Origin of the sequence: Paenibacillus provencensis (assembly GCF_042678545.1) — a bacterium.
Classification (GTDB): Bacteria; Bacillota; Bacilli; order Paenibacillales; family Paenibacillaceae; genus Paenibacillus; species Paenibacillus provencensis.
Genome location: NZ_JBHTKX010000001.1, coordinates 1043892 through 1057366, shown reverse-complemented (window position 1 = coordinate 1057366; position 13475 = coordinate 1043892). Strand labels below are relative to the sequence as shown.

Annotated in this window: 14 protein-coding genes; all 14 read right to left on the bottom strand. The window is 53.9% G+C overall.

The window, feature by feature from the left end:
• Positions 1-23 precede the first annotated feature (23 nt).
• Positions 24-878, bottom strand: coding sequence for a hypothetical protein (locus tag ACFQ3J_RS04995; protein WP_379292287.1), 855 nt, complete (start codon positions 876-878; stop codon positions 24-26).
• Positions 879-1063: 185 nt separating this feature from the next.
• Positions 1064-2047, bottom strand: coding sequence for a hypothetical protein (locus ACFQ3J_RS04990; protein WP_169284783.1), 984 nt, complete (start codon positions 2045-2047; stop codon positions 1064-1066).
• Positions 2034-2582, bottom strand: coding sequence for a hypothetical protein (locus ACFQ3J_RS04985; protein ID WP_169284784.1), 549 nt, complete (start codon positions 2580-2582; stop codon positions 2034-2036). Before ACFQ3J_RS04985 ends, ACFQ3J_RS04990 begins: the two co-directional genes overlap by 14 nt.
• Positions 2579-2971 carry a hypothetical protein gene (locus ACFQ3J_RS04980; protein ID WP_169284785.1) on the bottom strand — a complete coding sequence of 131 codons (393 nt, stop codon included), beginning with the start codon at positions 2969-2971 and terminating at the stop codon, positions 2579-2581. The genes ACFQ3J_RS04985 and ACFQ3J_RS04980 overlap by 4 nt, the downstream gene beginning before the upstream one ends.
• A gap of 67 nt (positions 2972-3038) precedes the next feature.
• Positions 3039-3518 (bottom strand): hypothetical protein, encoded by a 480-nt coding sequence (locus ACFQ3J_RS04975; protein WP_028598712.1) that lies wholly within the window; start codon positions 3516-3518, stop codon positions 3039-3041.
• Positions 3519-3591: 73 nt separating this feature from the next.
• Positions 3592-5661 (bottom strand): hypothetical protein, encoded by a 2070-nt coding sequence (locus ACFQ3J_RS04970; protein ID WP_169284786.1) that lies wholly within the window; start codon positions 5659-5661, stop codon positions 3592-3594.
• Positions 5658-7520, bottom strand: a complete 1863-nt coding sequence (locus ACFQ3J_RS04965; RefSeq protein WP_169284787.1) for a Flp pilus assembly complex ATPase component TadA — start codon at positions 7518-7520, stop codon at positions 5658-5660. Before ACFQ3J_RS04965 ends, ACFQ3J_RS04970 begins: the two co-directional genes overlap by 4 nt.
• Positions 7517-8377, bottom strand: a complete 861-nt coding sequence (locus ACFQ3J_RS04960; protein WP_379292286.1) for a hypothetical protein — start codon at positions 8375-8377, stop codon at positions 7517-7519. Before ACFQ3J_RS04960 ends, ACFQ3J_RS04965 begins: the two co-directional genes overlap by 4 nt.
• Positions 8371-9078, bottom strand: a complete 708-nt coding sequence (locus ACFQ3J_RS04955) for a hypothetical protein (RefSeq protein WP_169284789.1) — start codon at positions 9076-9078, stop codon at positions 8371-8373. The genes ACFQ3J_RS04960 and ACFQ3J_RS04955 overlap by 7 nt, the downstream gene beginning before the upstream one ends.
• An 11-nt stretch (positions 9079-9089) precedes the next feature.
• Positions 9090-10211 (bottom strand): SAF domain-containing protein, encoded by a 1122-nt coding sequence (locus ACFQ3J_RS04950; protein WP_169284790.1) that lies wholly within the window; start codon positions 10209-10211, stop codon positions 9090-9092.
• Positions 10212-10258: 47 nt separating this feature from the next.
• Positions 10259-10870, bottom strand: a complete 612-nt coding sequence (locus ACFQ3J_RS04945; RefSeq protein WP_169284791.1) for a hypothetical protein — start codon at positions 10868-10870, stop codon at positions 10259-10261.
• 2 nt (positions 10871-10872) lie between these two features.
• Entirely contained in the window at positions 10873-11043 is a 171-nt protein-coding gene (locus ACFQ3J_RS04940) for a hypothetical protein (RefSeq protein WP_169284792.1), read from the bottom strand.
• A gap of 83 nt (positions 11044-11126) precedes the next feature.
• The gene (locus tag ACFQ3J_RS04935) at positions 11127-12071 is read right to left on the bottom strand and encodes a ParB/RepB/Spo0J family partition protein (protein WP_240908720.1); all 945 of its coding nucleotides are present in this window, start codon (positions 12069-12071) and stop codon (positions 11127-11129) included.
• Entirely contained in the window at positions 12019-12846 is an 828-nt protein-coding gene (locus ACFQ3J_RS04930; RefSeq protein ID WP_169284793.1) for a ParA family protein, read from the bottom strand. The genes ACFQ3J_RS04935 and ACFQ3J_RS04930 overlap by 53 nt, the downstream gene beginning before the upstream one ends.
• Positions 12847-13475: the final 629 nt, after the last annotated feature.

Here is a 13475-nt window from a genome sequence, read left to right as displayed (position 1 = left end):
CAGCAGGAACCAGGAGCCGCTCGTTATTCCGTGCGTGAAGCTCTTCTTCTTATAACAACAACGACGATGACAAGAATCAGCAGCGAGCTCCCGTAGACGCAGGATGGGCGCAGTCCAAATGAACCTTCATGAAGCGGAGAACCGTCCCCAGTAGCCTGAATCACGGTTCCTGATGGCATAGTCCGACCGTCCGTTACTTCAAAAGGGAATTCCTTCTGTTCTATACGGTTACCCAGCGTAGTCTTCACTTCCACCGTGTAAGAACCGGGAGAAAGCGGCCTGTTTAGCTCCGCCATGTACTGTGCGACCGTGCCTGCATAAATGGAATCAACCGTTGATTTCCTTTCAATCAAAAGCTCGCTGACATCGTCCTGCTGTTTGAGCTGCACCTCGATCTCCGGTTCGGACAAGCTTTCGCCTTCATTGACCAGCAAAATCGTCAAGCTCGCTTTTCCGTTCTCCAGCGTGTATACGGCTGCGTGCGGGACAGCCTCAGGAGGCTTCGCTTCGTCCAACTTGTAGTTGAGGACGACCCGCAACCCGATTTTACGTGCCGCCGATTCCCTCATACTTTGATCGTAGACGCCGATGACGGACACGTACTGGCCCGGCTCCACACTATCAGGTATCTGCATTTCCATTGTAAAGCTTTGCGTCTCGCCAGCCTTGAGGGTTATACTGCGATCCGGCGCCCTGTACCATGCAGCCGAACCGGTATCGGGATCGCTCGGTAAAGTAAAATCCTTACCGCCGCCCAATGCGGGCATGGCATCGGCCGCATAGAGCAGCGCTGTTATTTCCTCATCTGTGGGATTCGTGACGTGAACCGTGTACTCGCGCTTATCGCCGGGTACTATATCCTCGACATATGCGCCCAACTCCGGATTGATCCGGTCGGAATCCCCGCTGATGACCAGTTGCTGCCCATCCATAGGGTTTGTAAATCCGGCGGCTATACAAAAAACGATTGCCGCCAGCAACAGTCGAATCCACATGATTGATGAACTCCTTTACTTCTATTCCGCTTGCCATCGCTCACATGAGCGAATAGGCTACGTTCCTGCTAGAAGGCCGAGCCGAGGCAAGGCAGGGGCATATATCCCTTGCGCGCGGCTGCTTGCCCGCTGGCAAACGTTTCTTCGGCCGGATAGGTGTAACCGCAGGAACTGCGGTAGTACACCTTCATACTGCCTTTTCTGGCCCCGATGATCGTTGGACGTTTCACGATGCGGCTCCCGCCAAGCGCATAGTTGTTGTACACCTTTGCTCCCATCGGGATACCTTGTACAAAAGCCAAAACGCCCACATCATCCACCGTATTGTGCCAGTCCTCATCAGAGATCAGAGGCAGGGTGAACGTGTAGGACAGGCCATTTCGAGAGACCGTTTCGTTATATCGATTGATCCGGTAGGCCAACTCGTCCTGGATCGCCCGGACAATCGTGCTTCGTCGTACCTGCTCGAAGAGCGCAGCATCCTGCAAAAGCGGAATCGTCGCTTGCTGCCGAATGTCCTGACGCAAGCCCTCATGCCAGCTTCGGCTGACCGCATCGTAAGCGAGTACCTGCTGGTCGAGCGTAAAGGAAAGGCTGTTACCCGCCGAATCGGAATACGCATAAGGCTTCTTCGTTCCCCAAGCCGGTTTCATGACGGTTTTTCCGTCAGTCCCCGTCCATTCTTGCTCGGAATAGACGTAAAAGCCGTCGTACCCGATGATCACGATAGCCGGAATGTAGCGATGCAGGACACCTTGCGACACCGGATCATCCCCAGCGCCGAAGCCTGCGTCCAGCGTCCGGTAGAACGCCGCTAGTGCTTCTTCCTTGTTCAGCGCGACATGTTTGGCCGAGGCATATTGCGCTTCCTGCTGCTGGCTTGCGTTAACGACGAGCAACCTCGCGGCGTCGTCCACCGCGGCATCCAGCGCAGCGTCGTATCTCATCTCTGTCAGCACCGTCCGTCGCAGGGTATCTGTCTCATTCCGGTTGACTATCGCGAGGGGGAGAAACAACAGCGCACCGACGATTGCCCATTCAATCCATTTCATTGCGCACCACCCCGCCATACGGAATCACGATTTTTTCATTTGGGCTGATGGTATTATTCAGAAAATCGAAGAGCAGCGTGCCTGCCGTTCGGTTCGTATTGCGCACAATCACCGTGAAGCTGTCACCCGCGCGCATCCGATAACGTCGGCTTGGGTCATCCTTTGCTGCCCGATTGTCAGGGAACAGCACCGGCAGGATCTGCGAATTGAAAAACGCATCGTACTGTACCTCGTAGTTGCCCTTAAAGGTTTCGGGCCGTGTCGGATCGTCGTAAACCGGTACATACTTCTTGCTGTCATGCTCCATCTGAACGTCAAAGCTATTGCCGGTCGCCGCAAGTGCGGTCATGAATTCGTTATACATCGTTGGCGTGATGCCGCCTTTGTCCCGAACCGCATCAACGAAGGCTGTCGTCGCGCGCAAGGCAACCAGTTCCGAAATATCGTCCTGCTGATCAAAGGCGGCAGAGAGCGGGTAGAGGTAGAGCAGCAGAATAGCGATCAATACGGCGAAAATTTTGATCAAACTGTTCATGGCAGGCTCCTTAGTGTCAGGCGCTGCAAGTGACCGGAAGCGTCCCGCTCATAGGCGGGCTGATATCGCCCCTTCAGACGTATGCCTGCGGACGAAAGCTGCTCCCGTTCCAGCGGCGGCGCGAATCGAATGCCGTCTACCACCATTTCCGCATCTCCTTCATCTAGGCGAGCGATAGCTTGCAGCACTTCCGCACCGGATACCGAACCGTCGCCCGAGAGCGGTACAGCGATTTGCTGCAAGTTGCGATCCTGCGATTGGCCGGTTACATAGGCGAGCGAATTGAGTGAGGCACCGGTCTGAAACAAAATCAGACCGCTTCCTGCGGCCATGAGGAAAACGAGCAATGCTGCGCTCATCTCCAGCATCGTTCTAGGCACATAGTTCATGCGTTACACCTCCTTCATGACGAAAGCGTCCAACCTGGGCCGGACGCTTTCGTAACTTCATCCGACCTTATTGCTGCCGGAAGATGATGCCGCGAATGACATTGCTGCTGTCCAGCACCAGCGTGCTGCGGAACTTGCCGCTTGGATTAACGTAGTTGATGTCCGCTTCGTCTACGGTCTGGCTAATCTGGCCGGGTGCGGCTCCGACGATTGCGCCGTAGGTGACGCTATCCAGAGGCACACCGGTATTGACAACCTTGCCGTACCACTGACCGGTCGGGTTTTTGCCGGTAACGATCTGGATGCCAAATTGGTCCTGATCGCGGAACTTGCGAAGCGCGTTGACAACCTGACTGCCCGAAAGCGTCGTATTGTCATACACCGTAAACGCCGTTTGTGAAAGCTCCGTCTGGATATTGCTGAAATTGCTTTGAGCCGCCTTGGTCGAATCCTGGGCGGAAATAAACAGCACGACAGCCAGTGTAATGAGTGCGATGGCAAGGAAAATTCCTGCTGCCATGACAAGTGCCTTCTGCGCATTGGACATGTACAATTCTCTCCTTTGATTGGGGGGATAAAAAAAACGCCTTCCCGCTGATGAAGGAAAGCGTCTGTATGGGTTACTGGATGCGTTGAAGCTGATCGTAGTACACGGTCATCTGATGCAGGCTGACGACGACAAGCGGAATGACCAAATACCCGAATATCAGCGTCATCAAGGGGGCAAACCCGATCCAGCGGCCCCAGCCTGCCTTTTGTTCAATTAACTGTTCATACTCCTGCTTGCGCTGCTCTCGCGCAAACCCCTGCTCTGCTTCGAGATCGTCGAATGCCTGCCGGATCGTCAAATGCTGCGAAGCCATTTCCAGCTTTTCCACGATCCGAACAAAAGGCAGAAACGGTGCATCTTCTTTGAGCTGCGCAAGCGCCTGCTCCTCACCCTGTTCAAAATGAAGAAGGCAGGATTGCAGTGGCTCCTTGAAGACCTGCGCGAACTGCTCCATCCATAGCAGAAGCTGTTCAACCGACATCCGTTCCATCCCGGCCAGCATGGCAATCACGGCCTGCAACTGATCCACCTCGTGTTTCATCTCCATCTGCCGCATACGCCGCTGGAACAGTCGAATACCAACTGGCAGCGTGTACCCGCCCCATCCTGCGGCGAACGCCAAAAACGCTTCCCACCACGCCAGAAAAGGCTGATTCAGCTTCTCCAGCTTGCCCAGGATGCGCCGCGCCGCCTCTCGAAGCTGATCCTCCTTGATCTGTGCAGCCGGGTCCTTGCGCAGCAGACTGATGACGCTATTTTCGCTTCGCGGCCTCACCTCCTTTAATTGATCGAGCATCCTGCGATCCAGAGCGGCGGCTTCCCGCGCCTTCGTTTCCTCCTCCGGAGACAACTGCCCGAAAAGTGTTCCCGGCTTCACTGGTGCATACAGCACCTGATGCCGCTCCGCTGCATGCAAGGACACGAACAAGCCCAGCACCGTCAAAAAGGCTGCGAACCCGGCCACGATCCGCTGCACGTAAAACCATTCGAGACGTAAGGGAGAGGCTGTATCCTTGAGCAGCTGGGTTATCCGTTCCGCTTCTCGCGAGCCGGGAACCGGCCCCAGCCTGTGGGCTAGCCAGCGCATCCACGGCCAGCCATAGACCCGTTGCTCCCATCTTTTTCGGCTGGTGGGCCTTGCGGTCGCACCCAGCTCCGACAGGTTGCGCAGCAGCACGTAGCATAGCCACACGACGACAAGCAGACAGAGTTTGACGGCCCAACCGAAAGCGCTGGCGTAGAACGTGTCCATTGCCGGAAAAAAGTGGCTGGCCCAGGCTTCAATCGGACGGGTAAATAGCAGCGGCAGCAGCGCGATAACGGTCAGCCCCTGTAATAAGAAGCTGAGACGCTCGCGACGCAGCAATTCCAGATTCAGTTCGATGGACAGCTTTTCCAGTCCCTTGAGGTAGACCGAACCGCTTTCCGTTTGCTGATCGCCATGCTCCTTGATGAGATACGACAATCCCGCAAAGCCCTGCAAATAGCGATTTGGGGCATGCTCCACATATTGCGCTAGTTTATCTTCGGCGTCGCTGTCCGTCAGCATGTCGTACAGCTCTTGCCCGTGCAGTGCCATTTCATACGGCGCGCTGTCCGCCGATTCATAGACGGCTTCATCCACCATCCCGTGACGATGGTAATGATGTCTCACATCCCCAAGAAACAGACGAAGTTGTCGCAGCAGCCTCATTTCGAGCCGATAAACACCCATATCCGAGAGGATGCCGTGGCCGACCCAAAGACCAATGCCGAGCATCGCCAGCGTGTAAGGGTCGCGCACCGCCAAAACAAGCGGAATCGCGGCCAAAAGCAGGACAAGCCACATCAAGAGCGCCGATTTCATCACCTCAAGCCGCAGCTTCCATTCGTCCCCGAGCCGCAGGATGACCAATCGCCTGCGAAGGTGCTGCAAGTACATCCTTAGAACCGGCATCTGCTCGCAAACGCTGTATAGCCGCTGCATGAAACTGTAAACCGCCTGCTTGCGAGGCGCTTGCCCCGGCTTACGCAGCGCTTCGTAGCGCCGGACTGCCGCCACCTCCGAATCACGCCGGGACAGCCACAGGAAGGCCGCGACAGCGGCAAAAAAGAGCACGGTTGCGATGCCAAGCAGAGGGGAGAGCCATTCCCGAATCATGTCTCATCCCCCCAATGGGATGCTAGAAACGCATCAAAGACGGCCTGATCGGGGCCGCTCAGGTATTCCGCAATCTCGCAGCGACTTTGCTTGGACAGGGGATGAACGGCAACGTAACGACCGTCGCGGTATTCGACGAGATTTTGGGCGGTGTACAGCGGGCGATCCGTCGAGCGGCGGAAGTATTCGAGCGTCGTTTCCATAAAGGCTGCCATCCGTTCGTCCTTTGTCATTTTCCCGCGAAAGGCTTCCGGGTACGCCGTCTCCTGCGGCACTGGGACGCATTCCGTAATGCGCTCGATATACCGTCGTCCGTCCAGGTCGCGGCGAAGGTGAATATCGAAGTTGACGACGCTGACGACCTGCTGCTCTGCCACACGCTCGTTCGTAAACACCTTTGTTTTCAACAAGGAATTGCGGAGAGATAGCACAAGGTCACGGAAGGTTTTGGCGTGATGCGTGAACAAGGTGAATAATGATGCCACCTGTGCCATCTGAACCATCCAAGCGGCGACCGGATCGGTCGCTACCTCTCCCAAAATATTGACGGAGCCGTCCGTCTTCTTCTGGATGTCCAGCCCCTGTTGACCGGAAATCGTCTCGGTTTCGCGCAGGCTGACGATGTTGCGTTCCGGGTAAATTTTGCGCAACTGAAGCTCGAAGCTCATTTCCTGTACCCGGATGGGCAGCACTTCTGGAATATGACGCACCATCGCCATGAGCAACGTTGTTTTGCCGCTGCCCTGAGCGCCGGTAATCGCGGTGATCCGCGCACCCGATACCAAGTAACGAATGAGGCCAATCGGCAATTCCGCGCCTTCGTCCTGAATCAACTGCTCTAGCGTCGCGCTTTGCACGTCGAATTTGCGCACAAAAAAAGCCCACGATTCACTGAATCGGGGGCGCAGCACGACGACGCGGGAGCCGTCTGCCATTTCATTGACCTTAAATCCGTTCGCCTCGGACAACTGGCCGGGAAAATTGTGCTTATAGATGATCTGGCAAACGCGTCGCAGTTCCTGCTCGGAGCCGAAGGACAAGAAGCTCAGGTGGATGGACTTCCCTTTGTAAAACAGCCATACGCTATCATGCGAACGGGGCAGCGACTGAAGTTGTGCGTCCTCCTCCAGCGACCATTCGCCCTCCCACATGAGCGGCGGCAGACCAGATACACCCCCGGATACGCCGTCCACACGCATGTCGCGCAGCTCGTCCACGACGCTGAATCCTTTGTAATGCTGATAAATCCGCTGGACGACAAGTTGGAGCTTATCGTCCGTCGTCAAACACGGCGCTTCACGGGCGAAGACGCTACGAATATCCTCCGCCGTAATCCGGTACGTTTCAAGCTGGCCTTCCTCGTTTCGTCTTTGCCGATCCCATTCATAGGTTTGAACGAGCCGGTCGAGCGCATGAAGCCCGGCTTCCTTTTTATATGTGTAAAGCAGAATATCAAACTGGTCTTGCGCGGAGAGGGACTCCGGCTGATGAAAAGGCAGCAGGAGGTTCAAATGCGCATCGTCCAACTCATAGCGCTGCGCGAGCAGGTCGGCAATGATCTCCTTGACGTATTCCTTGTCCCGCAGATCACCGGAGGTGCAGCCCCGCAGCGCCTTTTTCAGCTCCGCCCGTTTGCTTTTTCGGCGGCGGTATTCTTCCTCCGACAAACCGAAGTCGGCCAGGTTGCTGCTGGTTAACTCGTGTAGCGTTGCTTTTACGAAAGTGGTCATCGCTTCCAGCGTATATACCGATGTGTCGTCCGTCCGTTCCGGCAATCGTCGGCTCAGGCGCAAATAAAGAAAGAAGATTGAAAGCAACAAGAGCGCGATCAGGATGAAGGCATTGAGCATAGCCGTCATGGCGTGTCGCCCTCCTTCCCTCCGAAAAGATGCTGCCTTGCGCCTGCGCTTTCGATCACAGCCTGCGCCAATCGTCGCACCTGCTGCACGAACAGGTGGTTCTCATGACCGCTTGCTATCTTCCTGTTGCGAAACCAGAAAGGATTCGCTTCGCCATGCTGTGCCGCATCCATCCAGCCTGTATTATGTGCAACAGGGTACACGGTCGGTCCTATACGGAATTGACGCATGAGATTTTTAGAAGTAAGCGTCGAATAAGGGTCGTACTGTCCGAACACGAGCAGCGTTCTTCGGCCTTGCAGCATCGCTGCTTCTGCCGATTGAAAAAATCGCTCTAGAAGGAGACGGTTTTGCGGCAGGCAGACGACCCATACGTCGGCCTGCTGCCGCAGCATTTCGTCCCAAGCCGACCCGCTGCCGCTCCCCCCATCCAACAGCACTACATCGTAAGCGCGGCGGGCAACCGCAAGCAGCGGTGTGAGCCATTCCTTTGCCGTTTCAATAAAAATATCCTCTTGCTTGATGGAGCCGGGCAAAATATCCAGGCGATCCCGCAGTAACGGATGGGCATAGTCACGCAGCATGACAGGCTCCAGCTTGCGGTTTTTCAGCAGACGCAAGAGCGCATCAATTCCCGTGTCCGGGTTTTGCATGTCCTCTCTTCCGGCAGGTCGAAAATAGGCTCGTTCGACAGCGGCGTAGCTGCTTAGCAAATGCCCAAGCAACAGCAATCGCGCCGAATATTCCAAACCCATGCACGTCGCCGCGGCGAGCAGATTAGTCGTTGTCCCGGCCTGACCGGATACAGGACTCCAAAATACAACGGTAGCTCCCATAAACGTTCTCCTTTCTACCACACCCGCACCCGTTTACGGGCGGTTGCCCAGGCTCGTCGCGCTGTCTTGCGGTCGCAATCGCCAAGCTGCTCCAGCATCGTCAGCAGCATCTCGCGAAACGCCCCGGTCAGCCCGCGAAGGTCGATGCGGCCGTGGTGTTGATTGTTCAAATCGACGGCTGCATCGCGTTCGTCCAAAGGGAAGCGAAACACCGTATCCTCCAACTGGATATGCCGCAACCGCTTTTCGGCTCGCCACGCTGCCAACTTTCCCGGTATGTCAGGGGAGAGCAACTCGAAAAAAGAGATAGGCTCTTCCGTGTTCTGTAAGCCGAGACGAAGCATCAGTTCCTCGTTTTTCTCCAGCGATAACCGCCTTCCATCCCAGCACCACACCCGCTTATCAAACTGGGACAGGTTGTGGTGGAAAACAAATTCCGTATGGTCAGTGTCCACCAGCATGATGTCGTATGCCGGTGTCGTCCCTGCCTGTGCCAAGCCTCGTTCAAGCTGTTCGGGAGTGAGATAGCCGTAGGCCACATCCATACCTTCATAATCCTGAACGGCGCTATTGGCATAGGCGTGCGGCAGATAACCCCGAATCGACTGCGTGACGGTGGAATCCACCAACAGCACTTTATTCCCCAATGCCACAAACAAGCGACCAAGCACCAACAAAGCATGCGTCTTGTCCGCTACGCCGATAAAAACAATTTTTTTCATATCCGCACTCCTCATTGATTGAAGATGTTTTCCCACTTATCTTCGCTTGCCGGAGGCGCTTCGGTTGCAGGAGGCATACTCGATGGCAGCGACGGCGAAACGGCAGGAGGGGGCGTCTGTTGATTTTTCGGAGATTGCGTAGCTGCTGCACCAGCAGCATCACTCACGCTAGGCTGGGGACCATTCGTCGAAACTGCTGATTCTCCAGACTGCGGTGTGCCTACTGGCTGTGTTCCGCTCATGGCATTGCCCTGCCGCGTCGTCATCCGTTCGTTTTGCAACTGCTGCTGCACGGTTACACTACCGCTGGTGACGCGAAGTTTGTCCGAGTCGCTGACCGCCTTCAAATTGCCATCCAGCGTTTGACGCAGCGCGCGGGCAAGTTCGATTTTTGCAGTTTCGAGCAGATTGGGATCGAACGCCATCAGGTTCAATACCTTCTGATTGGCCGGATAGTTGACCACAGCCGCTTCCTGTAAGCCCGGCTCGATGTACGGGAGGGCATACAACCGCGCTCCCTGCAAGTACGCATCAATAATTGCGCTGGACGTTTGGAGGATGTCCATCTCATTCAGTTCCAGCCACACAACCGTACCGGACAGCTCCTGTACCTTCTTTTTAGATAAGAGAACAAAGTCCTCGCCGGTTGGAAAGCCGATTCGAACGTCTATATATTGGTTAGGTTTGAGATTAGAGGGAAGCTGAATGACCTGAAACTCCTGTATGCGCAAATCCTTCGGAATGGGCTGCCCTTCGTACAATAAAGAGGAAAGTAGCGGCGTTCCTGATGCAAGCTCGATCTTGGCGTTTTTGCCGATGATGCTTTCCCGGTCGGTGATGACGCCCGGCGGAACCAAACTGACGGGCATCGGAACAGCCTTGAGGTCATCCGCTTTGAGCGAGACGCCTGCCGGTATTGTTTTTGCAGTCGTCCAGACATTTCGGCTGTTTTGCTGCTCCTCCTTTTTCAATTGCTGAATCTGCCGCTCATACTCCTCTTTCATCTGTTGCTGCTTTTGCTGCTGATCGGTGTGCTGCATCAGCATATACAAGGCCGCTGCTACCAGAAGCGCCACGCTGATCGCGATGGCTCCCATGATGAGCGTCTTGCGGTGTCGATACGTCCATGACATCGTTCACGATCTCCTTTCATTTATATAGAAGATACCTAGCGCTTCTCTTAACGCGCTTCGCCTCGCGGACGCGGCTTTGATGGGACTTGATCCGCTTGTCGTTGTGCCAGCTTCTCGGCCGCCCATGTGGGCGTATGCTCCGGCTTCAGGAACCCCATCAGGTCTTCCCGGTTATAGCGGTATTCATCGCCGGAATAGAGGGTTTCCGCATAGACCGCCCGCCCACGTGAGTTCCCGGAGGCACCGAAGCCTCCCGTTACCCAAATCAACTGATGGTCTGCCGTGCGAAATTCCGGTCGCAACCAATCCAAACGGGTCACAACAATTCTGCCGCCGAGATCATCGTCACTTTTGATGGGCAGGCATTGGTCGGGTTGAATGGGAGGCATCGGCTCCGTGATCGTAGCGCGCTCGGTCTGGAGTTTCTCGATTTCCCATTGCAATAGCTTAGTAAATTCCTGCATTGCGACCAGGTAATCCGCATATCCTTCTGCACCGTAATACTGATCGATGCCAAACAAATTATTCTGCGAGCAGTAGCAAACCAAATAGGGCTTTTCGGTATTCGTGATGTCGATGCCTAAAACAACCTCCACCCTGCCAATGGGTAGCGCTTGATAGACTTCGTAGTCACCGGCCATTCGTTTCTCTTGCTCCATCGTCAGCCCTCCCGGTTCTTTTTGTGGTCACGTTTCTTGTGCCAGCCTTCGGCTTCCTGAGCCTGCTTGCGCAGTTGTGCTTCTTCCTCCTCGGATGGCCTACTACGCGCAAAACCCGGCTTTTCTTTCATCAGACGTTCATACTGACGCCGTTTTCCTTTCGTAAAGTCCATTGATGATCTCCTCCCCGAAAATGGGCATAAAAAAAGCTCTCCGTCAGGGGAGAGGGCGCATGAACAGGACGGCAACGGGGGAATTACCGTTCGTGCTCCCTCTGCCGCCTTTTGTACCAGCTTTCCAGCAGTTGCACGATTAGGTCTTCCTTTTGTTTTTCCGAGAAATCTCGTGGGAAAAAGCGGTCGATTCGTTCTCGCTGAATACTCATTTTTTCTTTCTGATTCGGCTTTTCCTCCGTCAGTATGGTGTAAATGACATCTGTATTCAGCCTCCCTTCTTGACTCATCTTTTTCATACGCTGAGCCTGAGCAAGTGAAGGCGTGCAGTCCTCGGCCTGCATGGTCTCGAATAGGGCTTGCTGTTCTTTCTCGGCCAAGTAAGATAACTCAACGGCAGGATTAAAGGCAATCCGTTTGTCGTCTACCATTTCGAGAATGTGAGGAGTGAGTTCGGTTAGGCGAACGTATCTAAATATTTGGTTTTTGCTTTCACCCATCTGTTCTGCTAATATCTCGCTTGATTTCTTTGCAGCAGACTTGTTCCCAACTTGGGAACGAGTTAAATCTGTTCGTTGTCCTTGTCTGTTCATAGCTTCCAATTTCATTTTGTAGGCAAAAGCTTTTTCACTCGGAGAAATATACTCCCGTTGCAGGTTGCTATCCACCATGATGATAGTCGCCTGATCGTCATCCAACTCGCGAACGAGACATGGAATTGTCTCCATACCAGCCAATTCACTTGCCTTCTTTCGACGATGTCCGGATACCATCTCGTATCCACCGCCTACCTTTGGCCGAACTAAGCCGGGAACAAGGACACCATACTGCTTGACACTATCCGCCATTTCTAACATCGCTTCATCCGCCCTTACCTTAAAGGGATGACCGGGAAATTCACTAATTTCAGCCAATGGAATATCCATCACCTTTTCCCGTTGCGAATCGTTGCGGCTTTCCTCTGTCGAGAATAAATCATCGACTTTGGTCAGTTTTATGCTGGCGAGCCGATCTTCTTTCGCTGCCAATATCCTGCACCTCCTTCGTAAGTGCAGCGTAGGCTTTAGCAACCTGTCCGTTCGGATCGTGGGCATAAATGCTTTTGCCTTTGGCACTTGTTTCCGCCGCTCTGATGGACAGGGGGATTTCTGTATTGAATACACGCAGCTTATCCCCATAATCTCGGCGCAAAACTAAAGAAATGTCTTTGGCGAAATTGGTTCGGCTGTCTACCATCGTGAGCAGCACACCGTCCACAGCCAGCTTCGGATTAATTTGACGCCGAACGCGGGCAACCGTCTGCAAAAGCTGCGTCATGCCTTTGGCGGGCAGATAGTGTGCCTGTACCGGGATGATGACGCTATCCGCCGCTGCCAATGCGTTGATCGTCATCATGCCCAAGCTCGGCATACAGTCGATCAGGATAAAATCGTAATCTGCTTTTACGGAATCAATGTACGAACGCATAATCGTTTCCCTGCTCATCGTATTGACGAGTGCCACTTCGACTGCCGATAATTCGATGTTTCCCGGCATCAGGTCAATACCTTCATGATGATGCAGAATGCCTTCCTTCGGTTCATACGGCTCCTCCGTCATGCTTTTCACTAGCATTGTGGCGAGTGAAATGGACAGACTATCCGGTTCATGGAAGCCTAACGAATCCGTCAGGTTGCCCTGCGCATCCGCATCCAACAGCAGAACCTTGTTGCCCTCGGCAGCCAGCCCGATTCCCAAATTAACTGCAGTTGTCGTCTTGCCCACGCCGCCCTTCTGATTGGCGAGGGCGATTACTTTGGACATGTTAGAATCTCCTTTCACGCATAAAGCCGGTTGCTCTGGCATTCAGGGCAACCGGCTTATAAAGAATATCTATGTAAAAAGAGAACGCCAAAAAAATCGTTCTCTTGGATATTCCTATTTTAATTTGTCGTCGTTTCGCGGAGGTCTTAAACCGTCGTAAAGTGTTGAAATCCAAATCTGCTTCTCATCACTTTTCAATGGTCACAATGCCAATGTTTTTAAACAGGGGTTTGCATAACAAAAATAATCTCGTCCGGCGGACAGTGGTTAGCCGTCCTCATAGGCTGTCGCCTCTCCCAGGATCACTGCAAGCCGCCCCCATTGCGATAACTGTGGCTAGACGGATGTATCATTATCCCCTCCGCACGGATTATCGCCTAAATGATACCACCATTTATTTTTGCTTAGGTAATGATCGCTAGCACCCTATAAATAAGGATGGTCGTGGCGTACCTGCAAAATGGCTTTCCCTTTCAGGCATGCGGGGAACGTACCGGATGAGAAGTTATGTTATTGTCAAAGAACGGTCGAGGACGTGTCCCTCTACCATCCTTTTCATTTTTGAGGTCAAACCGGACCCTTCTTTCAAAAAAAAATCGAAAATAAAAAAAAACAGCACCAAACTCGAA

Excerpts from the sequence above, each read along its gene's own strand:
- ACFQ3J_RS04990 (WP_169284783.1), bottom strand. The coding sequence starts at position 2,047 with ATGAAATGGATTGAATGGGCAATCGTCGGTGCGCTGTTGTTTCTCCCC.
- ACFQ3J_RS04985 (WP_169284784.1), bottom strand. The coding sequence starts at position 2,582 with ATGAACAGTTTGATCAAAATTTTCGCCGTATTGATCGCTATTCTGCTG.
- ACFQ3J_RS04980 (WP_169284785.1), bottom strand. The coding sequence starts at position 2,971 with ATGAACTATGTGCCTAGAACGATGCTGGAGATGAGCGCAGCATTGCTC.
- ACFQ3J_RS04975 (WP_028598712.1), bottom strand. The coding sequence starts at position 3,518 with ATGTCCAATGCGCAGAAGGCACTTGTCATGGCAGCAGGAATTTTCCTT.
- ACFQ3J_RS04970 (WP_169284786.1), bottom strand. The coding sequence starts at position 5,661 with ATGATTCGGGAATGGCTCTCCCCTCTGCTTGGCATCGCAACCGTGCTC.
- ACFQ3J_RS04965 (WP_169284787.1), bottom strand. The coding sequence starts at position 7,520 with ATGACGGCTATGCTCAATGCCTTCATCCTGATCGCGCTCTTGTTGCTT.
- ACFQ3J_RS04955 (WP_169284789.1), bottom strand. The coding sequence starts at position 9,078 with ATGAAAAAAATTGTTTTTATCGGCGTAGCGGACAAGACGCATGCTTTG.
- ACFQ3J_RS04950 (WP_169284790.1), bottom strand. The coding sequence starts at position 10,211 with ATGTCATGGACGTATCGACACCGCAAGACGCTCATCATGGGAGCCATC.
- ACFQ3J_RS04945 (WP_169284791.1), bottom strand. The coding sequence starts at position 10,870 with ATGGAGCAAGAGAAACGAATGGCCGGTGACTACGAAGTCTATCAAGCG.
- ACFQ3J_RS04940 (WP_169284792.1), bottom strand. The coding sequence starts at position 11,043 with ATGGACTTTACGAAAGGAAAACGGCGTCAGTATGAACGTCTGATGAAA.
- ACFQ3J_RS04930 (WP_169284793.1), bottom strand. The coding sequence starts at position 12,846 with ATGTCCAAAGTAATCGCCCTCGCCAATCAGAAGGGCGGCGTGGGCAAG.